Here is a 23082-nt window from a genome sequence, read left to right as displayed (position 1 = left end):
GATTTTATTCTGCAGCAAAACCCCAGCCTCGATTCTTAGAAGAACAGTGTTGCTACGCCTAAGAGTGCGAACAATACGGCGCAGCCACGGTGTATCCACAACATAGGTAATTTTTCGGCGCTGAAGTGGCCTGCGATTACTACGGGTACGTTAGCAAGCAGCATGCCTAAGGTTGTGCCTGCAACCACCATAGTTAATGAATCGTATTTTGCGGCTAATACCACAGTTGCGATTTGTGTTTTATCCCCCATTTCGGCGATAAAAAACAGGATAAAAGTGGCGAGAAAGGGGCCCATTTTATAGAAACGGCTCTCTTCTGCATCGACTTTATCGGGGATTAACACCCAAAGAGCGATTGCAAAGAAGGACGCAGCCACTAAATAACGTGCCAGATCTGGGCTTACCCAGTTAATCGCCCATTGGCCAATCCAAGCTGCGGCAAAATGGTTAAATAATGTCGACAGCAAAATACCTAGAATAATGGCGGTTTTATTTTTAAATCTTGCTGCGAGGATTAGTGCAAGTAATTGAGTTTTATCACCAATTTCGGCGATAGCAACCGTAAAGGTTGAGGCAAGTAGGGCTTCCAAGTGTGATCCTTTAGGGGTGGTTATGACATAAGCACAATAAACCGTCCACCCCTAGGTGCAGTCATTGTGCTCAGGTCTTGCTGGGCAAATCTATGATTTGCTGTGAACACCATGGCATGTTGCCAAGTATGTTGATGTTCACCCTAGATGACGATGGCTCGAAATCCAGTTAGCTACTCCCCCGAAGCGAGGTGGGCATTATACCTAGGTAAGATTTAGTTTCAAGCACGAGTTTATAACAGTAGGTGCTGATAAATGTTTGACGGGTGTCAGAAAAATACCGATCCACATTCTGTAACTTAATGAATATAAATGAATTATTTTTTGACAACGTTGTCTTTTGTTGCTAATTTAGCCAAGTCATTTCTACTTGGTTACATACTGTTAACTCGTAGTGACTCAATGATAACGACTGTATTTGGCAAACTAATTGAAAAGTTAGGACGCAAAGCTTCCGGTCTAAGGTTGTAAATGGATTTTTTAGTGAACTAAGATAGCGGAGTTGCCGCAGAATTCGATTTCTGTGAAAGATAAACGACTGCTGTTTAATGCTGTTGTTTGCCCAAATACCACTTTTATATCTAAGCCTATCATTATGTTTAGGATGATAGGCAATCAATGGAGTGCATTAAAGTGGCAAATCCTACTGTTTTTTCCCCTATTTCTAAATTGAGTTTATTGGCCGCGGCAGTAATGGCGACGAATGCGTTTGTGAGTATCTCTGCGCAGGCGCACGGTTATGTTGTGGCACCTGAATCGCGTTCATATGCCTGTAAAACAGGTAAAAATGCCAATTGTGGCGCGGTGCAATGGGAGCCGCAAAGTGTTGAGGGGCCATCGGGTTTTCCTGAATCAGGTCCTGCTGATGGCAAACTGGCGAGTGCTGGCAATGGTGCTTTTTCACCTTTGGATGAACAAAGTCCGAGCCGTTGGGCAAAGACGGATATTAAAGCGGGCTGGAATAAGTTCAGTTGGCAGTTCACAGCAAACCATGTCACCCGTAATTGGCGTTACTATTTAACTCGCCAAGATTGGAACCCAAACCAAGCTTTGAGCCGAGCGAGCTTTGACTTAGCCCCCTTTTGCGTAGTTGATGGTGGTATGGAACAGCCGCCTAAGTTAGTGACCCATGACTGCTACGTGCCAGAAGGTCGCAGTGGTTATCAAGTGATCTTGGCCGTGTGGGAAGTGGGAGATACGACGAATAGTTTCTACAATGCTATCGATGTGAACTTGGGCTCGGGTCCTGTTGTGCCGAGTGAATGGCAAGATGTGGGGGATATCAATCCGTCACTCAATCTAAAAGCAGGCGATAAAGTGATGACCCGGGTGTTTGACGCCAATGGTGAGCAAGCGGCTAAGCAAACAGTCATTACCATTAGCGATGCGACTCAAGGTGATAAACAAAATTGGCCTTTCCTATTAGCGAGCGCGATTAATGCCCAGCAGTCCCAGTTAAAAGCGGGACAAAAAAATGCATCGGGTGTGATTGAGCCTGTGTATGGCAAAAACGACATTTTTACAGCGAAAAACTCAGGTATTGAGCGTGTCGAAGTAGGATTTGATTTAGCTCCTGCTCCGGGCAACAGCTTAGAAGTCACTTCACTTGCCGACGATTATCAAATTATCGATGGTGCGGCGAAGGTCAGCTTTGATGTGACCAGTAACGCCGAGATGCTAGTGTCAGCGTATTTGTTTAGCCATGATGGCACAGCGGCAGGTTTTGTGAGCCAAACTGTTAACAATACCAGCGCGAGCTTAGTGTTAGACGTCGTTGAGCCTAAAGCTGGGCATTATCATTTGCAGGTAAAAGCTGAGCCTAAACAAGGTGATGTTATTCAGCAGAACTTTGATCTCTTCTTAAAGGATCAAGCTCCTGCACCAGAAGCTGATTTTGTATTCCCAGCAGGCGTGAAAGGTTACGTTGCAGGTACTACAGTGTTACAGCCTAAAAATGGCAAAGTGTATCAATGTAAGCCATTCCCTTATAGCGGCTATTGCGTGCAGTGGTCGGCTTCTGCCACAGGATTTGAGCCAGGTGTTGGCGCTTCTTGGGTTATGGCGTGGACTGAGCTGTAAATTAACTTTTTGAGCTAACCTAGCTTCAAAAAGGTGTCATTGGGCTTAAACATATCCGTGTGTTTAAGCCCTTTTTGTCTGCATCGGATGGAAAAGGACCGGCTTTATTTTGATTCGAGCCTAATACAAGATTACAGGTATTCTCAACAAAGGTAGCGATTTTGTTGGCTTGTATATTTTCGTTTATCACAGCGCTATTAAGTTGTTACCGTACCGTTTGCTACCCTTCTTTGTTCACAACTGGCTTGCCCACTGGGTTTGGCTCTGTTAATGTCCCAAACTATCTATTTAATCGATGCTTATATCGGTACATTAATTTGGGCTATCACAATTGAAAGTCATGCCATTTTTCAATAATCGATTTAGTTAGCCTCAATGGCTACTGGGTTGAAACATTCAAAAGCTATTGGGGCCAATTGATCTGCTAGGTCGAGATCTGATTGGATGCTTTAAGTGATGTGTCGCTTATTTCGATTTAAGACGCAAGGCTTTATCGGTTCAAATCTTACTCAAATAAAATAATAATTAATTATTGAACAGGACTATTGTGTGAATTCAAAAATGTTAGGCTCGATCGCCATCGTTGCCGGGACGGCCATTGGCGCAGGTATGTTAGCGTTACCTTTAGCCACAGCGGCTTTAGGTATTATCCCTGCTTTAGTGTTACTCGTCGTTATTTGGGGCGTGTCCGCCTATACCTCATTACTTATGCTCGAAATTAACTTACGTACTGGCGTGGGGGATAACGTGCATGCTATTACGGGTAAGTTACTGGGTAAAAAAGGTCAAATAATTCAAGGTGCTTCTTTCCTGAGTTTATTATTTGCCTTGACCGCGGCTTATCTCACTGGCGGCTCTTCGTTATTAGTGCTTAAAGCGAAGAACATGTTCGATATCGTGCTCGATAATCAAGTCGCAGTGTTGTTATTTACACTGGTGCTCGGTGGCTTTGCGGCGCTAGGTGTTGCTTGGGTCGATAAAGTTTCACGTTTCCTATTTTCGTTAATGATTCTATTGCTCGTGGTGGTGGTATTATTTTTATTGCCCGAAGTCAGTATTGCTAGCATGGCAACGGGCGCGATTGCCGAGTCTATGACCAGCAATTGGATGGCGGCAATTCCCGTAGTGTTTACTTCGTTTGGTTTCCACGTCTGTATCGCCACTTTAGTGCGTTATCTCGATGGCGATGCGGTATCACTGCGTAAAGTGTTGTTAATCGGCTCGACGATCCCACTTGCTTGTTATGTTCTGTGGTTATTGGTGACTTTAGGCACTGTCGGCGGATATGAGGTGAATAGTTTTGAAGGTTCACTACCTTCACTCGTCACGGCATTGCAGGATATTGCTCATACACCTTGGATCAGCAAATGTATTTCATTATTCGCTGATTTAGCCTTAGTGACCTCATTCCTCGGTGTGACCTTAAGTTTATATGACTTTATCGCCGAATTAACTCGCGCTAAAGAAACGTTTGCCGGCCGTATTCAAACTTGGTTACTGACCTTTATTCCGCCTGTTTTGTGTGCCTTGTATTTGCCTGAAGGCTTTGTGGCGGTACTGGGATTTGCGGCCGTACCATTGGTCGTGATGATCATCTTTTTGCCAATTGTTATGGCACTGCGTCAGCGTCAAATACAGCCTCAAGGATATCAAGTTGTAGGCGGCACATTTGCGCTCGGTCTTGCCGGTATCTTGGGGGCCATTATTATTGGTGCTCAGTTATTTGTGGGAGGTGTTTTTGAGCAAGTCAGAGAATTATTCAATTTTATTATAATTATTGTTATCTAATCTCTAGTTCAAAATTAAGAACATGAAAGGCTGAAATTGAGTAGACTTAAACCAATAATGCTTATTAATGTATTTGCTTTGTAAGCGAGTTTTTCAGAGTCTGTTATAGAGAGTGTCGCATGTGATAAAGTCAGGCCCCGGCCTGACTTTTTGCTTTTTAGGTTTTAAAGCGAGTGATGCTGGGTTTTAGCACAGTTATTTAAAATTAAAACAACGCTATTAAAACGAGAAAATGGCCCAGCTTGCGCGTGGCTTCATTCACATCAAACGGACTTAACACAATGAAAAAATGGTTACTCACAGTTGCCGTGGCCGCTAGTTTTGGCGCACAGGCTGACGAAGGTATGTGGCAGCCCCATCAACTGCCTGCAATGGCTGATGAGCTAAAAGCAAAAGGCCTTGAAATTGATGCAAAATCGATTTCTAAACTCACCGAATTCCCGATGAATGCCGTGATAAGCCTTGGCGGTTGCACTGCATCATTTGTATCGCCAAAGGGCCTCGTCGTGACTAATCATCACTGTGCCTATGGGGCAATTCAATACAATTCCACTCCTGAGAAAAATCTGCTGCAGGATGGTTTTTTAGCTAAGACCTTCGCCGATGAATTACCTGCGACCCCTGGCTCACGTGTCTATGTGACTGAAGATGTAACTAATGTCACTGAGCGAGTTAAAAACGGGCTTGAAGGTAAAGTGGGCAGCGCCTTCTATCAAGGCGTTGAAAGCCAAGAAAAAGCGTTAGTTGCTGAATGTGAAAAAGAAGATGGTTACCGTTGCCAAGTGTATAGCTTTCACGGTGGTCTCGAATATTATCTGGTTAAGCAATTGGAAATCCGTGATGTGCGTTTAGTCTATAACCCAGCCGCGAGCGTGGGTAAATACGGCGGCGACGTAGACAACTGGATGTGGCCACGTCACACAGGCGATTTTTCTTTCTACCGTGCTTATGTATCTAAAGCAGGTAAACCCGCAGAATTTAGTGCTGACAACGTGCCTTATGAGCCAAAAAGTTTCTTAAAAGTATCGGCTAAAGGGGTGAGTGAGGGTGATTTTGTGATGGTTGCAGGCTACCCAGGTCGCACCAACAGATATCGCACAGCTACTGAAGTTCAAAATGAGTTTGAGTGGGCTTATCCCGAAGGCAAAATGCTGCGTGAACGCTTTATAGAGATCATTAAAGAAACCGCGCCAGAGGGCAGCGACGAGCGTATTAAGTACGAGAGTCAAATTGCTGGCCTTGCAAATTATGCGAAAAACTTCACTTCTATGATCGAGTTTTACGGTAAATCAACCATGTTGGCTGATCGTAAAGCCCTCGAAGCTAAGCTTGCGGCATGGATAGCCAAAGACAGCAGTCGTGAAGCGAAATACGGTAAAACCTTAGCGGAATTAGATGCCTTGATTGCCAAAGGCAAAACGCATCAAGAGCGTGACATGATCTTAAGCTACATAGGCAGTACGACTATGTTGCCGACGGCGCGCAGCTTATATCGCCTCGCGAATGAGAAACAACTGCCAGATATGCAGCGTGAACCAGGCTTCCAAGATCGTGATATGACTCGCCTCAAAGCGAGCATGGAGCGTATTGATCGTCGTTATGCGCCAAGCGTTGATAAAGCGGTATTGCTCGACATGCTAAAACGCTACGCCGCACTGCCAGAAGATCAGCGCCTACCCGCATTGGATAAATCCTTTGGTATCGATAAAAAGTTTAGTGAAGCTAAGCTTTCGAAAACCTTAGATAAAATGTACGCCAAAACTGAGTTAGGTAAGAAAGATGTTCGCCTAGCGTGGATGGATAAATCCGTTGCCGATTTTAAAGCCTCTAAAGATCCTTTCATTCAATTCGCTGTCGCTATGTATGACACAGATATGGCTGAAGAAAAGAAAGAAAAAGAATTAGCGGGTGAACTAATGAAGGTGCGTCCGCAATATATGGATGCCATTATTGCTTACAACCTAGAGCAAGGTAAGCCAGTGTATGCTGATGCTAACTCAAGCTTACGTGTCACGGTTGGTCATGTGAAAGGCTACTCGCCAAAAGACGGTTTAGTGGCTGTGCCATTCACTCGCCTTGAAGGCATAGTGCAAAAGGACACAGGTGTTGACCCATTCGATGCACCAAAGAAAGAGTTAGAGCTGATTAAGCAGAAGCAATATGGTGATTTCTATATGAAATCAATAGATTCTGTACCAGTAAACTTTTTATCAACTTTAGATACTACTGGCGGAAATTCTGGCTCACCGACCTTAAACGGCCGCGCTGAACTCGTCGGCCTATTGTTCGACGGTGTGTATGAAAGCATTATCGGCGGTTGGGCATTTGATAACGAGATTAACCGTTCTATTCATGTCGACAGCCGTTATATGCTGTGGGTAATGAAGTATTTAGATCATGCCGACAATTTATTAGCTGAGATGGAAATCGTTAAGTAATCCATTGCCGCATCTTGAATACTGTGGCTTAGGACGATTTAGATGAGCTGCATTTAAGCGTGTTTTTGTTCGATTAGCACGCAGGAATTACAAGACAATAAAATAGCGATAGACTCATAATGTTTATCGCTATTTTTTATTCCTAGAGCGCAGTAACTTTAGGTTCTAAATTGCTTTAGTAACCCCTCAATCATCTCCACTTGTTCTTCCAGATGTTGCTGTGATGTTTGTGCTAACTCTCCCGCTTGCTGATTTATTTTGGCTTGTTTTAGAATATTTGAAATGCTGTAAGTTATATGTGCCATCTCTTGTTTTTCATCTTCTGAAGCGCGGGCAATATCTCCATTCATGATTTTTATTTGATCAACAACGCGGATGATATCTGCAAACGCATCAGAAGTTTCTCCGATCCGTTCTTTTATCATTAACGCTTGCTTCTGTGCACTATTCATTACATCTACAGCTTTAGCTGAACCGGAAGATAAATTCGTGATGATGATTTCAATGGATTTGGTGGATTCCTGTGTCCTCGATGCAAGGTTGCGAACTTCGTCCGCGACTACGGCAAAACCGCGCCCAGTTTCTCCTGCACGCGCGGCTTCAATAGCTGCATTGAGTGCTAGCAAGTTGGTTTGCTCTGCGATACTTCGAATAACATCTAACATGGCGCTGATATTTTGACTGTCGGCAACCAAACTTGAAATGACTTGTGAGGCTTTATCTACCTCACTGGCAACGAGAGCGACTCCTTGTTGAGCCAAAACGACAATCTGATTACCTGTATAAGTGCTTGAGACTGCTTGTTCAGAGGCTTTATTTGCACCCTCAGCGGAGTCACCTACTTGATTGAGGGAGTGAGAAATTTTTTCTACTGCATCTGCAACTTGAGTTATTTCTTGTAACTGTGCGCCAGCAACCTGTGAACTTGTGGTAATGGACTGGCTTATTTGCGTGCTAGCGGTGATGAGAGAGTGATTACTGAGTTGGACTTTACTAATCAAGGCTTGTAATTTTTGTATAAACCCATTAAATGCGTCAGCTAAGCGTCCAACTTCAGTTTCTGCATTGGCATTGGGTAATCGCACTGTTAAATCGCCAGACCCTATGCTTAAATCAGCCAACTTATCCGTTACTACCGCTATCGGGGTCAATATTAATTTGATCGCCATGAAATACACAAATACAGCGACAAGCACTGAGGCGATAAAACCTAATATTAACTTTGTGTTTGCACTGGTAACAATGGAATCAATTTGGCTAGATTCCCCCTCTACCTTACTATCAGCAGCTTCCTCTAAACTGGTTATAAATGCTAACAGTTCACTTATTTGTTGATTAAATTGTTTAATATCATTTTCTGGTACATCTCCGCTTTGCAAGGCTGAAAATATGACTTCGCGGATATGATTAAAACTCTCTAAACGATGGTTTAATGAGTTAACTTGCTGAGGCTCTATCAAGTTTTGTGATTTCATTCGCCCTAAGGCTTCTTCTGCGGCTTCAATGGCGGCATCCATTTCAGTTCGAGCTGCGGCTGGATCAATTTGTTTTTGTTGTAAACGGTTAATAACAATAATTTGTTTTTCAAGCTCTATCTGCCCCTCCATGGCACCATCGGCCGTATTCCAAGCCGGACCTGTGATGTAGGTTAGCATGTTTGACATTTGTACTGTCGCTGAGTAACCCACATAGGTATTAATACCGATAGATATTAAAAATGCCACTAAACCCGCGATAATTGATTGTTTAATATTCATATGCTGTCCCTAAAATCCTTAATAGATCCACAAACTTTAATTTTACAGCGTCATCTACGATTAATTTATTAGCTCAAAATTCAATATAAGCTCGCACTCCAAATGCTAATGCGTTATCTAGCACTGATGACATACTTGGATTATCAATACCGTACAAACTGGCTTGCATACTCACTGAAGATGTGACTGGACATAAATAACTCAGCTCTAAAATATTCTCATTGAAGAGTAAATCAGTATTTACGCGTAAGAATGGCGAACTATTTTGAGTAGAAGCATAGGCTAAACCAATGGTATCTTCTTCAAACCAAATATTATTTAGAGTGAACCCGATACCTAGATAGGATGCTAATTGATTTTTACTGGCATCAGCTCGTCCATATTGGAAAAAAGCGGTCAATCTATCGTTAATATTCTTTTCGCCAATTAAATAAAAACCGCTATTTGAATCACTGATATTCTCGTCAACGGGATTTTCTATTTCTGCAGAATGGTGCCATGCACCGATGGCAAATTTATAGGAATGTTCATTTTTTATTCCCCATTCAATGGCATTGAATAAACCATCAGATTGTTTAAATTTAATGTGAGTACCATGCGGATGCTCAGGATCGCCGGGAATGCCATCGTATGTCGCAAGTAAGAGATATTGATGTTCACCAACAAGTGTTAGTTGAACTCCTACCGCGGTTGTCGCAAAAATGGAAGGGCCTACTTGAGCGACTTCTGGACCAATACCAAAAGATGACGTTGTTAATAGTCCCGCAGATTCAAGTGTGTAAAAGGTTGAGTTGTAATCATGCAGGCCTGCCAATAAATTTACCGCGCCATTTGCAAAACTATGCTCATACCACAATTCATAGAGTTTAAGATGATTATCGGTTTGAATATTCGAAATGGTTTGTAAGTCGCCAGTCAAATCAGAGGGCGCCTTTCCATAATTACCTAAGACATAAATAAAGATGTTGCCATTATTCGACCAATTGGCAGCTTGCGTATCGATCGCTAAGGTTAAATCCAAATTTGCGAGATTGCGTGTTCCCTCTGCGATCCCTCCTTTAAGATTGGTGACAGACTCCAGTGTAAGGGCATTCGACCAGGTATACGGGGAGTTTTCTTCCGCCATCGCATTCACAATCGTCAACTGCAACATTATGGTAAAAAAGCACTTTTTCAGCATAAGGCAAATCCATTCGCTTCATATGAATTAAAAGTATAGGTAGGATTGTAAAATATGCAGAGAAATGAGACGGATGTGATTCTAGCAATGAAAGAGTTGTCTACCTCTTATCGCCAAATACGTCTTATCACCAAAATAGTGCGACACTTGGTAATGCTCCCACTTTTTAAGAACAGTAAGGCACATCGTACGAAGTGGCTACAGTGATACTAAAGACTGATGTGAAAAGAGCGCAAGACTTCTCTGAGTGCCGCTAGGGTGAGGCATACAACCGCCTATATTATTGCCAGCGCGGCTTTTAGCGTTGCAATTTCATCTAGTGTGAGTGGTCGCATTTCTCCCTCTGCTAATGCTGCTTCAGTACAAGAGTCTTCCGCCTCTATCGCTAACCTTAGCGTCATTAGCTCGACGCGTTGTAAGTCGATAACCTTATAGCGTAAGGCGCTGGCCATACGCCGAATTTGCCTATTTAAGCCTTGCGTCAGCACGATTTCAAAGCTGTCCGAACTGAGGCGGTGGACTTGGCAGGGCAGGGTTTGCAGGTCTTTATAACGCACTCCACTGGCCATTTGTTCAACAAAATCATCAGTGAATGGCCTATCGAGGCGCACATGGTAGGTTTTGCTGTGGGCAAAACAGGGGTGCATCAGTTTATGGGTCAGCTCACCATCGTTAGTTAACAGCAACAGGCCGCGGGAATCTTTATCGAGTCTGCCGACGGGGTAGAGTCTTGGCGCTTTGGGAAGCAGGTGTATGAGGCTCGTTTCATCCTGCTCAAGCAGACGGCAATCCGTGCCCACAGCTTTGTTAAATACCCAATAGGCGAGCGTTTCGGTTTGAGTGATAGGTTTGCCATCAAACTCAATACGGTCGAGGCAGTTTAATGACTCGTCTAAACAGATGGGATCTGTGTGGCGGGCGATACCGCCATTGAGTGTGATGCGCCCAGCCTCAATCAAACGGCAGGCTTCACGGCGTGAGCCTATGCCACACTGGGCGAGGTATTTTGCTAAGCGCATGGATTACCCTAAAGTATTTGGCGTTCTTGGGCGCGATGATACAGTATTTTTGATAGGCGCCGCATTGCAAAGGCTAGGCTTAAACACCAAATAATACTCAAGTTAGTTTGGAGCCACATATTGGCTGAAACAGTACAAAAGTGTGTTTGGGGCACACAGGGAGGGAAATCCAATATTGTCCAATCTAATTGCAGGGTTAAACTCACTGCACTACAAAAGCTGATCAGGCTCAAATAGAACAGTGGCTTTGGGCAAATAAACCGAGGCACTATCCCCGCTATAATCACAAGGCTGTGTAAGATGAGGGTGCTTAATAGATAACTCGTTGAAACTATTCTGTGTATGCTCAAAAAATTAATGGGGAATATTCCCATCAAAATCACAGAGACTCCTACCCAAGCACCTGTAAGTGCTATGCATTGGCTGAACGTATCCAGTTTTAGTAAGTAGAGCCCGGTCATTGAAATGAGTATGCAGAGCCCCGCAGCCAATAAGCTTAAATTAAACACATAAGCGAGGGGTGAGTTGATATAGTTACCTAAAAAATCAGCTCGTATCTGTAAGACTTGAACTCAAACGTTTTGATATTCAGCATAAATAGCAATTAAAACTCCAGAAGCGCTAATAAAGGCTGCGCCTACAATCAACCATGTAATGAGACGATGTAGATCGTAATAACTTGGTTCTTGGTGATAAAGAGGATTCATGGGGGACTAAAAATATACTGACGGGATATGACCACATTGAATGCGGTAACTTGCCTGAATTGTTTAATGAAGGCAAGCGAGCTAATGCTTTTTCGTCAAAAGAGGGCTTTAAAATGACAAGGAACGCCTAGTGCGTCCCTTGTCATAAACGTTAGATTCTACTCATGCGACTCAAATATCATTTAGTGTCGTTTGCGGAAAATTACAATCGCAACAGCCACTACGGCTAAAATCATACAGTACCAAGCGTGTGATACCGCTGCTAATGGCGTGATGCTAAAGGTCGAAGCAATTAAGAGTGCCTGTGCACCATACGGGATCAAACCTTGGATAATACAGGCGAAAATATCGAGTATGCTGGCGGCACGTTTTGGACTCACGCCATGCTTCTCTGCTAAGTCTTTTGCAATATCACCCGTCACCACGATAGAAACCGTGTTGTTAGCCACACAAGAGTTAGTCACTGCGACTATACTTGCCATACCTAGCTCAGCTGCACGGCATGAAGCTTCACCTTGCGCCTTAGAGAAACGAGTGATCAGCTTTTCAATCTGTTTACTCACAAAGGCAAGGCCACCTTGCTGCTGCATGAGTGCGGCTAAACCACCCACTAGCATAGACAGAATGAAAATCTCCTGCATATTGCTAAAGCCAGCATAAATATCTTTACCGAATTGGATCACACCGTAATCCATAGTAAACAGGCCGGTTGCGCCCGCTAATAAGATACCTAAGGTTAAGACCACAAATACGTTCAGACCTGCCACAGCTAAGATCAAAATGGTCAGATAAGGAATGACCTTAATAAGATCGATATTCTGCGTTGCTAATTCTGCTTGGCCTTGTCCGGCAAATACAAAGGCGATTAAAGTTAGCAGTGATGCGGGGATAGCGAAAATTAAATTTTCACGAAATTTATCTTTCATATCACAGCCTTGGGTGCGCGTAGCTGCAATTGTGGTATCGGAAATAATCGATAAGTTGTCACCAAATAGGGCGCCAGACATCACGGCTCCCGCCATCAGTGCATAGTCGATTTGCGCTTGGTCGGCTACGCCTAGGGCGATGGGAGCGACAGCCGCGATTGTCCCCATAGAGGTTCCCATGGCCGTTGCGATAAAAGCGGCAATCACGAAGAAACCAGGTAGTAACAGATTCGATGGTATTAACGATAAACCAAGAGCAACAGTAGCATCGACGCCGCCAGTGGCTTTAGCGACTGCAGCGAAGGCGCCTGCAAGTAAGTAAATTAAACACATAGCAATAATATTGCTGTGACCAATACCGCCAATAAAGGTATCAATCGATTGATTTAATTTCTGTTTTGATAAAATCAACGCCAGAATGATTGCAGGTAAAATAGCGATAACGCTGGGTAATTGATAGAAGGCAAAGTCGACACCTTGGCTTTGGAAATACACACCCGCGCCAATGAAAAGACCAAGGAAAACAAATAATGGCAACAGGGCAATAAAAGATGCCGGGCTGTGCTGTGCTGCTGTTGGATTGCTCAAATGTTATCTCTCTTTCGCTTAGGGTTTTTCCGCAGGATCCTTGGCAGTCAAACTCGCTTAAATTCAGTGTTGCCTCGGCATCGTATCCTAGCAACTTGAGGCAAAGCATATTTGATCCCTGATAACCTGTCAATTTAGACGTCTAGATGTTTTTACTTCCGTTGTGATCGCTAGGTTATTAATAGGTTGTATAAGATGAAAATTAGTCTTTATTTTAATTACTAATCAATACTTTACCTGTTTTCATTTAGATTGAGTTAGAGGGTTTATATCTGATTTAGCGTGTATTTCAACTGAATGGAATAGCGTAAAATTTAAGCGGATGACTGGTGTGATGGAGTAAGCCGGCTATTTATTGCTCCATTTAGTTTGAGTTGTTGGTGGGTAAGACAGCATAAATAGCGTAAATGATGAGTGGCATTAATCAATAGGGCTCATTTGGGGACGTATTGACTTAGTTCGCTTGTGCAGCGTTGTGATAGCAATGATAAGTCAAATAACTTTAATAAAACCTTAATAAGCAATCTATTGTTTTTAAATGTAAAACAGTTTCAAGCATCTAAAATCCCCATAAAAACTAATGGCAACAATTTGTATTGAAGTAGAGACTTTAATAGAATCCGCACAAATTATGTTAATTACTCTTAGTGCTTTGTTTAAATTTAACTGGATGAAGCGTTTATTGCTGATCCCTCAGATCTTCCTACCACAGTGGGTATTATCATGATACGTCGCGCTAAGCCATTACTCGGAACGCTGGTGGAAATCGCTGCCGAGTCACTGCCAAATCAAAGCGGTGAGGTACAACTTAAAGATAAAGCATTGGAAGCGGCTATTAGCGCGGCTTTTTCGCGTGTGACCCATATTGGGCGGTTGCTGAGCTTCCATCAACAGGACAGCGAGTTAAATCAGTTAAATCGGCAGCCGGGAATATGGGTAACGTTAAGCCAAGATAGTTTACGAGTGCTCAAGTTGGCTAAGGGGCTGGGTAAGGCGAGCAACAACTTATTCAATTGTACCGTTGGCGGCGAAATGATGTCTCGCGGCGCTTTGCCTGCTTACCTTGGTATGCCATTGTTATTGCAAGGTGACTGGCAAGATATTGAAATAAAAGGTAATCAAGCGCGATTAGCTAGACCGCTAATTTTAACCTTAGATGGTATAGCTAAAGGTTATGCGGTCGATATGGCAGTGAGTGAGCTGTGTCGCGCTGGCGTGAGCGGAGGTTGGGTCAATGCGGGTGGCGATTTAAAAGTTTTTGGCAGTGCATCTTTAAATGTAGTGTGCCGCGGTCCATTAGGAGCGAGCCAAAAGCTCTGCGTTAGCAATATGGCGCTCGCCAGCTCAAGGGTCTCACAAACCTTAAGTCATGATTACCCTGCACTATTACTGCCAACTGGCAATGTTGCCGATACGAACGTCGATGCTGAAAGCGAGCGTATTGTTAGTGTGAGAGCCTCTTTTGCTTGGCGTGCCGATGCGTTAACGAAAGTCGCAGGCTATCTTAATCCCGACTTGGCCGCTGAAAAAATTGCTCACTTGGGTGGTCAATTAGTCAGTTTTGATTGATGTATCTTTTGGTTGTTTTACAGCTTTTGCAGATGATTGAATTAGAAATTCAATCATTACTATGAGTTAACATTAAGCAGTTAGTACTGTTATTCGCACTTTAACGGGTGAATCGATACAACTTGGGTTCAGTATCGTTACCGTTATTTGCAACTTGCATACGGTTGTGGGCTTTTATTGTCTTCAAGCTTTTCTTGGTATTATTTCCATTAAAAAGAGTGCCTACATTGGGCACTCTTTTCGTTTCAATAGCTTATCGCTAACCATGTGTTGTTAGTCATTTATCTTAAGCGACTTTAAATCGCGCAACTTCTTTTTGTAGGTTGCTGCAAATGGCTTTAGTGTTGACGACTATTTGCTGCGTTTCTTGGATCACTAAGTTGCAGTATCTTGTTTTATCGGATAATTCGGTCAAGTTACGATTAATTTCTTCGGTCACATGGGTTTGCTCTTCGGTTGCAGTCGCCGTTTGAGTGGACATCTCACTGACCTTAGAGGTGGAGTTTAGAATTTCATCTAATGCATCTTGGGTCTGGCTGGCGAGGGTCACGGTTGATGTGGTCAGGCTAGCTCCCGATTCAATGCTTTTAACCGCATCATTTACTCCGCGTTGCAACTCTTCAATCATGCGCTGAATATCTTGGGTTGAGGTTTCGGTACGACTCGCCAGTGTACGTACTTCATCGGCAACTACGGCAAAGCCACGGCCCTGTTCGCCAGCGCGCGCCGCTTCAATGGCCGCGTTAAGGGCAAGGAGGTTAGTTTGCTCAGCGATTGAGCGGATCACATCAAGCACTGAGGCAATATTGGCAGAATTGACTGAAAGTTTTTCAATAACAGTCACAGCATTTTTAACTGATTCAGATAGTTGCTGAATATGATTAACGGACTGGGCGAGGATATTCTTACCCTCTACTGTTTGGTCATTCACCTTAGTGATTTCGGTGGCTGTATGAAGAGCGTTACTGGCGACTTCTCTTACGGCTGCACTCATTTCATTTACTGCTGTGACAATGGTATCGACAAACTGCTCTTGTTCATGGCTGATGTTGATTGTGGTAGCTGACTTAGTTGCAAGGCTTTCAACGGTTTGGCTCACATCTTTAGTTTGACCAATAATCGAGATGACCATTTGCTGTAGCTGCTCTACAAATAAGTTAAATGCATGGGCGAGCTCGCCGATTTCATCCTGACGTGTGATAGGGATCCTTTGGGTTAAGTTACCGTCACCATCGACAATGTCATTGATCCTGCTAGTGATATCTTCAATTGCATTGACTATGATTTTAGGGCCGAAGTAGGCAATCAAAAGCGCCACAATGGCGACTAAGCTTGCTATCGTTAAGGATATTTGGGTTTGGGTGGTTGCCTGTTCCGTTGCTTGTAAATCTAGCTCTTTTACTCTGTTATCGGCGGCTTCGCCCGCGGCATTGTAGATATCTCTTAATGCCTTAAATTCTTGCTTGGATTTGGTTTCGTGGAGTTGTTTCGCGCGTTCAAAATCATTACTTTTAACGGCATTAATGACCTCTGATGAGGCTTGATACCAGAGCGAAAACTGCGCCTCAAAGCCATTGGTTGATTGCAGTACTTGCAGGTGACCTGTAAGGATTTTTTTAAATTCTCCCATTCTGTCACGGGCTTGATCGACATTCTCTTGCCAGTTATCAATCTCACTCTTGCGATTATCGGCAGATAATTCTTCCCTGAGTAACACTTCTTCACTTAGCTGCGCTTGATAAAGGTCGCGATCTGCATTGAGAATTGCCGAAATTGCGGGATTAAATAACTGACTAAATTCCTGCATCTGTTTCACAGTAGCACGGCTTTGCATAGCATCGGTGACTGCCATGACAATGAGCGCTGTCGCCATAATTGCAAACATCAGTGAAAACTTAACGCGAATACTGTTAAACATAGGACGATCTCCATTAATAACTTAATAAATAGCTTAGCCGTTATTTATAGAATTGCCTTTGCGTGCAGCAGATTGCGATGGGATTTTGTACGCATTGAAATAAGCGAAACCGCCTTGGTCACTATTACCAAGGCGTTGACGCATTACTTTGGATTATTCAGGACAAGCTAGGGTAGGGATGACTTTAGGCTTAGGTTTTATCTGCACTAGCATGACGCCAATAATGACCATAGAACCGCCAATATAATGATAAATGGCTAAGGTTTCATCTAGGATGATGGCCGCCAGTATCGCCGCAATAATAGGCATTAAATTAAAGAATACGCTGGTGCGATCGGCGCCGAGTTTGCTTATGCCATTGATCCAAGCCCACGGCGCTAAAAGTGAGGCAGCGATAGCAGCGTAAAGTATCAGTGGTGCCGATTGGGCACTGATCGCTATGCTGGGACTCGTAAACAGCAGTGGCGTTAGCATGAATACGGCTATGAGTCCTTGAATATAAACCGATTCCCAAGTCGGTAGTGGCAGTTGCCAGCGTTTCAGTAATACGCCATAGAGCGCATACACAAAGGCGCTAAAGAGCAACAGTAAATCACCTTGGGTCACGCCGATGGCAAGGTTCATCATATCGCCGTGACTGAGCATAAAAATCAATCCAAATAGCGAGATTAAGGTGCCACCAAAGGCTAACGGTGATAATTTTTGCTTGAGTAATGGCACGGCTAAAAACAGACTGATCATAGGCACGAGAGAGGTGATTAATGCCATATTTGTTGCCGTGGTGGTTGCCGCCGCAAAATAGGCCAGACTTTGGTTTAGCACCATACCTAACAAAGCCAAAGTAGCGAACTTAGGTAACAAAGGTAGTATCACTTGGCGTTTTTGCCAGACGTGACTTGCGACAAAGGGGGTTAACAATAACATAGCGAAAAACCAACGGTAAAATGCTATGGCTTCAGGATCGATAATCCCAAATGAGAGCTTGTTGACTATCGAATTGCCTGCCCAAATTAATACGGCCAACAGGGGAAACAAATACAGCATGGTCTTGCCTTTAGGTACTGGCTAAAGTGACTGGCCATAGCTTATGACTTATCACTTAAGCATCCAGATAATAGATTAGTGGCTATTATCCATGGTCGGTTATGATATAAATATCGCTTATCAGACAAGGTCAGTTCCTCTACGGACAAGCGTAATCTGGGTTAGCGATTTTGTTTGAGTTTTTGGACCACCATAGCTTTGAGGGCATCAAAATGCGCACGGTTTACCATCCGCTCACGGCAGAGCAAGAGCCTGCTGCAGATATCTTCTTCAACTATGAAGCTTTCCTACCAAATACGGTAACGCCAAAACATCAACATGTTTGGGGGCAACTGCAGTTAATCAGCGGTGGAATTATGGAGTTACATGCTGCAGGGCAACGGTTTTTATCGCCGTCACAATATGCGATTTGGGTTCCTGCGGGGATAGAACATGAAAGTTACACTCGGCGCAGTATTCATTATTGCTCGATGAATATAGTTGCCGAGCGAGCTGCGGCTTTTCCCATAGAGACTTGTCTTTTAGCCGTAACATCCATTGCCCAATCGATCGTTAACGATCTGCGAGAACGGCAAGTCACTGTGGCAGAAACTGCGGCGGATAAGCGACTGGTTGAGGTTTTGCTCGATCAGCTGACCTTGGGTAAAGCTCTACCGCAATTTTTGCCCACCGTTTCAGATAAACTGTTACAGCCGTTGTTGCTGGCACTTGAAGCCGACCCTGCGAGTTCGAAAACCTTTAAATCTTGGGCCAGTGAATTACATACCACAGAGCGTACTTTAGCTCGTCGCTGCCAAGAGGTTCTGGGGATGAGTTTTACTGAGCTAAGACAAAGGCATAAGTTTATCTATTCCTTACAACTATTACGTCAGGGACTTGCGATCAAAGAAGTGGCATTGACGCTCGGCTATAACCAAACTTCGCCTTATATCGTGATGTTTAAAAAATATGCTCAGTGCTCACCTGAGCAGTATCGCCGCCGATTGTGATTGAGTGGCTGATGGAGCAAGGCTTAATAAAGGCGAGATAATGAGATCCTATGCGAAAGTCGCGCTAGATGATGCACTAAAAATATTGGGGGAAAACTGTGAAATAAGATAGGGTGCTAAAGTATTAACACCCTATTTTCGGCCTATTTAAAGAGAGGATTTAAGGTTTTTTACAGAGTTAGATAAGTTAGTCGGAAGCCTTTTGGCGGTTCCGTTTATCTTGACGCTTCTCTTTTAAGGTTTTCATTGGCGGTTTTTTGTTTTTTTCTTTACTCATAGATATAAACTCCAAAGTGAAGGTTACTATCCGAACCCGCGCCGCAAATCGGTTTCGATAGTTGGGCTCAATTTTTTATTTCAGGCTTTAATTGAGACGGTTTATTTATAAAGAGTATAAAAATAAATTTAACGATTGAGGCGCCGTGCTAAACCTCTTAACCCCTTTGCTGTTTTACTCTAAAGCGCTGCCATGACTTATACGTAAATAGTTGCAAAGAGTCGTTAATTGCAGTGTTAAACTTATCTAAAGTGTCTCTTTAATAAATATCGCGGCCAGTTAATGACTTCAAAATAACATTCCCTCTTATTATATTATGTTGAAAATGCCGCTATAAGCCGCCGCTAATAGCGAGTTCAAAGCATGTTGCCACTGAATTGAACATGCTTTATTTTAAAATGCTTACAATCTAATAATCATATCTTTAAAATTTATGAAATTTTATCAAGTAGCAATACTCAATAGCCATTTACAAAAAGTATGCCCAAATGATTTTTTCTATACAGACTTTTTAGGTTGTTTTTTCGTTAAACTGACATCTTTAATCATAAACAGAACTGGTTTGCCTAAAATGCTCACCTCTGCCAGTTCGCCCTTTGATAACCCAAGTAAGCTGACACCTAAATCTGATATGACAGAGAAACGTCTTGCACTGGGTTTATGCCTTGGTGGATACACGAGTTCAATTTGGTACTCTTGCTGATCCTGCAGATTAACTAAGTGAATTTCCCGTCCCACAGTCACTTTATCACTCGTCGTATCATGCTTTAGCTGCTCAAGCTTACTAATCACGCCTGCCAAAGCCGTTGGGCGTAGAGAGGCATTAAAACTGTTTTGTAAATAATAGGTTTCAGTTTTTAGAATAAAATTATGGAAAAGACCACTAAAAAAAGAATATGCCATTGCCGCCTCTGAAATAACAAATTTAAAATATAAGCATAGAAATTAAAATGAGTATTACTCTGTGCTTATTTCACAAGAAGTTATAATTCTGCCGAGCGCGAGTGACGCTCGGCTTAGACTGGGAATTTGAGCGAGAGGCGGATTGAGCTTACTGAACTAGATGTGTTAGCTAACACATGGGAAAATAGTGATGAAAATGCAGTGCTAAACATAGTGTTACATCTCCAGTCAAAAGTTGATATTCGATTGATTATTTATTTTTGTATATCGATTTAGTATATCGGCCTTGCTGTTAACTAAATCTCGCCATTAACTAAATAAGTAATTGCTTGGCTGATACCATAGGTCAAGTAAAAATATAAAGCAAGCCTAACTAAGCTAATCTTGCTGAATATACTGATAACAGTAAAGCTGGATTTAACATAGTTTTAACTTTGCTACATTGGGGCTAGTCTTCGTCAATTTAATGCTAGCACTCGTAAAGTAAACTGAGCACTTGTTAATTTGGCGGAACTGAAAGCCAAATTAATTCAACCATTGAATGTTCTAGTGCATTGTCGCTAGATGCTATGGGCACTAACTGAATTAAGCCTTAATATAAGCTTCTAAAGTCAATATTTACTTAGGTTGTTAAGCCCGCACCTTTTAAAAGTATTTTGATACACATAGAGACGAGGAACAGACAGCTTACGCTTGTACACCAAATCAGCACTAACCAGCCGAGTCGATAGGCGAGGGATTTCGTTTGGGTCGTCATGTTGATCTCCTGCATATGTAAAGTCATCTAAGGTGAATCAGCGACCTAAGCCAAGTTGGCTTCAGTCGCGTTTTGGGAAGCCTCTTTTACCTGAGTCATGGCTAGTGATAGCCTGCATCCTTGGTTACTTTGCCGCGGAACACGTAGTAGCTCCAAAAGGTATAAACCAAAATCAGCGGGATGATCATCAGGGCGCCGACGAGCATAAAGCTTAGACTGCTGTCGGGGGCTGCTGCCTGCCAAAGGCTGATGTTGGGTGGAATAATGTGCGGCCAGATGCTGATCCCTAAGCCACTAAATCCTAAGAAAATCAGCCCTAGAGTGAGTAGAAATGGCTGATAGTTATCATCACGATTTAGGGATTTTATCAAGGCCCAACTGCAGGCTAATACCAGTATTGGCACTGGGGCGAAGTAGAATAAATTCGGTAAACTAAACCAGCGCAGGGCAATATTGGGTTGCACAAAAGGCGTCCATAAACTGACTAAACCTATGGTCATAAGCAGGCATAAGGTCAGTGCTCTACCGAGTTGTTGCATGGCCGTTTTAAGCTCGCCTTGGCATTTTTTCACCAGCCAAGTCGCGCCGAGCAGAGCATAGGCCAGCATAAGGCCAAATCCACAGAAAAGTGAGAAGGGCGTTAACCAATCGAAACTACCGCCGCTAAATTGTTGGTTACTCACCGAAATGCCGGAGATAAACGCCCCCAGCACTACGCCCTGTGAAAAGGTGGCCGTGATAGAACCGAACATAAACGCTTTATCCCAGAATGGTTTAGCTTCTGCACCCGACTTAAATCTAAACTCAAATGCCACGCCGCGAAAAATCAATGCCAGCAGCATGATGAGCAGCGGTATGGTTAGTGCTTCGAGCACTATGGCATAGGCGAGGGGAAAGGCACCGAGCAGACTAGCGCCGCCGAGCACTAACCAAGTTTCGTTTCCATCCCAAACGGGGGCGACGGTATTAACCATAATATCCCTGTCGTCCTCGTCGTGAATGAAGGGAAACAGTATGCCGATGCCGAGATCGAAGCCATCCATCACGATATACATTAAGGTGGCAAAAATGATGATCCCGAACCAAATCAAGGGTAGATCGAATTCCATGGTGAGCCCTTAAATATGTTTAAGATTGAATAAGTAAACCTAGATTTATTTTCTTTAAAATTAATGGCTTGTTGCCGCGATATCAGGCCCTTTGCGGATGAGTCGCATCATATAGCGATAACCCACGCCGAAGATGCCGCAGTAACTGACGATGAAAATCCCTAGGCTGATACTCAGGTGGGTAACGCTGTGGGAAGACACGGCATCCTGAGTACGCATCAACCCTTGGATCACCCAAGGTTGACGGCCAAGTTCGGTAGTGAACCAGCCTGCCAGTGTGGCGAGCAATCCGGCGGGGCCGAGCACCAATACAAATCGCAGAAAGTGTTTGTTGCTGTAGAGGCTGCCTTTGCGCCTGAGATAAGCACTCCACAGTCCAGCAAAAATCATCAATAAGCCTAAGCCGACCATGACCCTAAAACTCCAAAACACTAACAGCACATTGGGTCTGTCCTCGGCGGGATACTCAGTCAAGGCTGGCACTTGTTTGCTTAAATCATGCTGTAAGATCAGGCTCGCGAGCCCTGGAATTTCGAGACTGAAGTGGTTTTTCTCTGCGTCCATATCGGGAATCGCAAATAAGATAAGCGGTGTGGCTTTATCGCCCTCATTACGCCAATGGCCTTCCATTGCCGCGACTTTTACAGGTTGATATTCAAGGGTATTTAAACCATGGAAATCACCAATCACAGCTTGCAGCGGCGCGACGATTAACGCCATCCACATAGCCATAGACAACATCTTGCGGATAGCGGGCGTGTCGTTACCTTTGAGTAAGTGCCAAGCCGCCGATGCGCCCACAAAGAAAGCCGATGAAATAAAGGCCGCCACTGTCATATGGGCTAAACGATAGGGAAATGAAGGGTTAAACACTATCTGAAACCAATCCACAGGAATGACGCGATTATTCACAATTTCAAAACCTTGGGGCGTCTGCATCCAGCTGTTTGAAGCTAAGATCCAGAAGGTTGAGATAATCGTGCCCGTGGCGACCATACAAGTGGCGAAGAAATGCAGGTTTTTGCCTACCTTCTGCTGACCAAATAGCATGACCCCCAGAAAACCCGCTTCGAGGAAGAAGGCGGTGAGGACTTCATAGGTGAGTAGCGGCCCAGTTACGCTGCCCGCGAAGGCGGAAAAAGCACTCCAATGGGTACCAAATTGATAGGCCATCACTATGCCTGAGACCACGCCCATGCCAAAGTTTATGGCAAAAATCTTCGACCAAAATTGATAGAGTTGTTGGTAAACCTCATTCGCTGTTTTCAGCCATAAGCCTTCTAATACTGCTAGATAGGTGGCGAGGCCGATAGTGATGGCAGGGAAAATAATGTGAAAAGAGATGGTAAAAGCAAATTGGATCCTAGCGAGTACTGTGGCATCAAAATCAAACATAATTTCCTCGAGCGATAGGCATTTCTCGTTACAAAGGCATTGTTCTAGT

Annotated in this window: 16 protein-coding genes and 1 riboswitch; of the genes, 5 read left to right on the top strand and 11 right to left on the bottom strand. The window is 43.6% G+C overall.

Going from position 1 to position 23082, the window contains the following annotated elements:
• Window positions 1-35: 35 nt before the first annotated feature.
• Window positions 36-590, bottom strand: a complete 555-nt coding sequence (locus L5M38_RS05200) for a TMEM165/GDT1 family protein (protein ID WP_131524629.1) — start codon at window positions 588-590, stop codon at window positions 36-38.
• Window positions 591-1000: 410 nt separating this feature from the next.
• Window positions 1001-1100: riboswitch (cyclic di-GMP riboswitch) on the top strand.
• A gap of 123 nt (window positions 1101-1223) precedes the next feature.
• Between L5M38_RS05200 and gbpA the strand changes: the two genes are divergently transcribed.
• From gbpA to L5M38_RS05185, 3 genes are all read left to right on the top strand, one after another.
• Window positions 1224-2669 carry an N-acetylglucosamine-binding protein GbpA gene (gene gbpA / locus L5M38_RS05195; protein WP_263178504.1) on the top strand — a complete coding sequence of 482 codons (1446 nt, stop codon included), beginning with the start codon at window positions 1224-1226 and terminating at the stop codon, window positions 2667-2669.
• Between the two features lie 561 nt (window positions 2670-3230).
• Window positions 3231-4457, top strand: a complete 1227-nt coding sequence (locus L5M38_RS05190) for an aromatic amino acid transport family protein (protein ID WP_263178521.1) — start codon at window positions 3231-3233, stop codon at window positions 4455-4457.
• 281 nt (window positions 4458-4738) lie between these two features.
• Window positions 4739-6895: a S46 family peptidase gene (locus tag L5M38_RS05185; RefSeq protein ID WP_263178503.1), complete on the top strand. Its 2157-nt coding sequence runs from the start codon at window positions 4739-4741 to the stop codon at window positions 6893-6895.
• A 158-nt stretch (window positions 6896-7053) separates the two neighbouring features.
• On the opposite strand, the gene L5M38_RS05180 is transcribed toward L5M38_RS05185, so the two are convergent.
• The 4 genes from L5M38_RS05180 to L5M38_RS05165 all read right to left on the bottom strand — a co-directional run bounded on the left by L5M38_RS05180 (window position 7054) and on the right by L5M38_RS05165 (window position 13072).
• Window positions 7054-8652 carry a methyl-accepting chemotaxis protein gene (locus L5M38_RS05180; RefSeq protein WP_263178502.1) on the bottom strand — a complete coding sequence of 533 codons (1599 nt, stop codon included), beginning with the start codon at window positions 8650-8652 and terminating at the stop codon, window positions 7054-7056.
• 73 nt (window positions 8653-8725) lie between these two features.
• Entirely contained in the window at window positions 8726-9832 is a 1107-nt protein-coding gene (locus L5M38_RS05175; protein WP_263178501.1) for a carbohydrate porin, read from the bottom strand.
• A gap of 275 nt (window positions 9833-10107) precedes the next feature.
• Window positions 10108-10851, bottom strand: coding sequence for a 23S rRNA pseudouridine(2604) synthase RluF (locus L5M38_RS05170; RefSeq protein WP_263178500.1), 744 nt, complete (start codon window positions 10849-10851; stop codon window positions 10108-10110).
• An 889-nt stretch (window positions 10852-11740) separates the two neighbouring features.
• Complete coding sequence (locus tag L5M38_RS05165) at window positions 11741-13072, bottom strand: Na+/H+ antiporter NhaC family protein (RefSeq protein WP_263178499.1); 1332 nt, start codon at window positions 13070-13072, stop codon at window positions 11741-11743.
• A gap of 723 nt (window positions 13073-13795) precedes the next feature.
• Here L5M38_RS05165 and L5M38_RS05160 point away from each other — a divergent pair.
• Window positions 13796-14641 carry an FAD:protein FMN transferase gene (locus L5M38_RS05160; RefSeq protein ID WP_263178498.1) on the top strand — a complete coding sequence of 282 codons (846 nt, stop codon included), beginning with the start codon at window positions 13796-13798 and terminating at the stop codon, window positions 14639-14641.
• Window positions 14642-14927: 286 nt separating this feature from the next.
• Here the strand turns inward: L5M38_RS05160 and L5M38_RS05155 are convergent, their stop codons facing one another.
• Together L5M38_RS05155 and L5M38_RS05150 are read right to left on the bottom strand one after the other, a co-directional pair.
• Complete coding sequence (locus tag L5M38_RS05155; protein ID WP_263178497.1) at window positions 14928-16559, bottom strand: methyl-accepting chemotaxis protein; 1632 nt, start codon at window positions 16557-16559, stop codon at window positions 14928-14930.
• Between the two features lie 153 nt (window positions 16560-16712).
• Entirely contained in the window at window positions 16713-17603 is an 891-nt protein-coding gene (locus tag L5M38_RS05150) for a DMT family transporter (protein ID WP_263178496.1), read from the bottom strand.
• Between the two features lie 212 nt (window positions 17604-17815).
• Between L5M38_RS05150 and L5M38_RS05145 the strand changes: the two genes are divergently transcribed.
• Entirely contained in the window at window positions 17816-18592 is a 777-nt protein-coding gene (locus L5M38_RS05145; RefSeq protein WP_028759458.1) for an AraC family transcriptional regulator, read from the top strand.
• 775 nt (window positions 18593-19367) lie between these two features.
• Here L5M38_RS05145 and L5M38_RS05140 read toward each other — a convergent pair.
• From L5M38_RS05140 to L5M38_RS05125, 4 genes are all read right to left on the bottom strand, one after another.
• On the bottom strand, window positions 19368-19772 hold the full coding sequence (locus tag L5M38_RS05140; RefSeq protein ID WP_219250317.1) for a GreA/GreB family elongation factor: 405 nt from the start codon (window positions 19770-19772) through the stop codon (window positions 19368-19370).
• Between the two features lie 622 nt (window positions 19773-20394).
• Window positions 20395-20529, bottom strand: a complete 135-nt coding sequence (locus L5M38_RS05135) for a DUF2474 domain-containing protein (protein WP_105250029.1) — start codon at window positions 20527-20529, stop codon at window positions 20395-20397.
• A gap of 101 nt (window positions 20530-20630) precedes the next feature.
• Window positions 20631-21638, bottom strand: a complete 1008-nt coding sequence (gene cydB / locus L5M38_RS05130) for a cytochrome d ubiquinol oxidase subunit II (RefSeq protein ID WP_219250316.1) — start codon at window positions 21636-21638, stop codon at window positions 20631-20633.
• A gap of 60 nt (window positions 21639-21698) precedes the next feature.
• Window positions 21699-23033: a cytochrome ubiquinol oxidase subunit I gene (locus L5M38_RS05125; RefSeq protein ID WP_263178494.1), complete on the bottom strand. Its 1335-nt coding sequence runs from the start codon at window positions 23031-23033 to the stop codon at window positions 21699-21701.
• Window positions 23034-23082 lie beyond the last annotated feature (49 nt).

The sequence above is a fragment of the Shewanella sp. SM101 genome (assembly GCF_025654465.1).
Taxonomy (GTDB): domain Bacteria; phylum Pseudomonadota; class Gammaproteobacteria; order Enterobacterales; family Shewanellaceae; genus Shewanella; species Shewanella oncorhynchi.
The sequence above is the reverse complement of the archived record's forward strand: the minus strand, read 5'-3'. Positions and strand labels throughout refer to the sequence as shown.

Excerpts from the sequence above, each read along its gene's own strand:
- L5M38_RS05190 (WP_263178521.1), top strand. The coding sequence starts at position 3,231 with ATGTTAGGCTCGATCGCCATCGTTGCCGGGACGGCCATTGGCGCAGGT.
- L5M38_RS05185 (WP_263178503.1), top strand. The coding sequence starts at position 4,739 with ATGAAAAAATGGTTACTCACAGTTGCCGTGGCCGCTAGTTTTGGCGCA.
- L5M38_RS05180 (WP_263178502.1), bottom strand. The coding sequence starts at position 8,652 with ATGAATATTAAACAATCAATTATCGCGGGTTTAGTGGCATTTTTAATA.
- L5M38_RS05175 (WP_263178501.1), bottom strand. The coding sequence starts at position 9,832 with ATGCTGAAAAAGTGCTTTTTTACCATAATGTTGCAGTTGACGATTGTG.
- L5M38_RS05170 (WP_263178500.1), bottom strand. The coding sequence starts at position 10,851 with ATGCGCTTAGCAAAATACCTCGCCCAGTGTGGCATAGGCTCACGCCGT.
- L5M38_RS05160 (WP_263178498.1), top strand. The coding sequence starts at position 13,796 with ATGATACGTCGCGCTAAGCCATTACTCGGAACGCTGGTGGAAATCGCT.
- L5M38_RS05155 (WP_263178497.1), bottom strand. The coding sequence starts at position 16,559 with ATGTTTAACAGTATTCGCGTTAAGTTTTCACTGATGTTTGCAATTATG.
- L5M38_RS05150 (WP_263178496.1), bottom strand. The coding sequence starts at position 17,603 with ATGCTGTATTTGTTTCCCCTGTTGGCCGTATTAATTTGGGCAGGCAAT.
- L5M38_RS05145 (WP_028759458.1), top strand. The coding sequence starts at position 17,816 with ATGCGCACGGTTTACCATCCGCTCACGGCAGAGCAAGAGCCTGCTGCA.
- L5M38_RS05140 (WP_219250317.1), bottom strand. The coding sequence starts at position 19,772 with ATGGCATATTCTTTTTTTAGTGGTCTTTTCCATAATTTTATTCTAAAA.
- L5M38_RS05135 (WP_105250029.1), bottom strand. The coding sequence starts at position 20,529 with ATGACGACCCAAACGAAATCCCTCGCCTATCGACTCGGCTGGTTAGTG.
- cydB (WP_219250316.1), bottom strand. The coding sequence starts at position 21,638 with ATGGAATTCGATCTACCCTTGATTTGGTTCGGGATCATCATTTTTGCC.
- L5M38_RS05125 (WP_263178494.1), bottom strand. The coding sequence starts at position 23,033 with ATGTTTGATTTTGATGCCACAGTACTCGCTAGGATCCAATTTGCTTTT.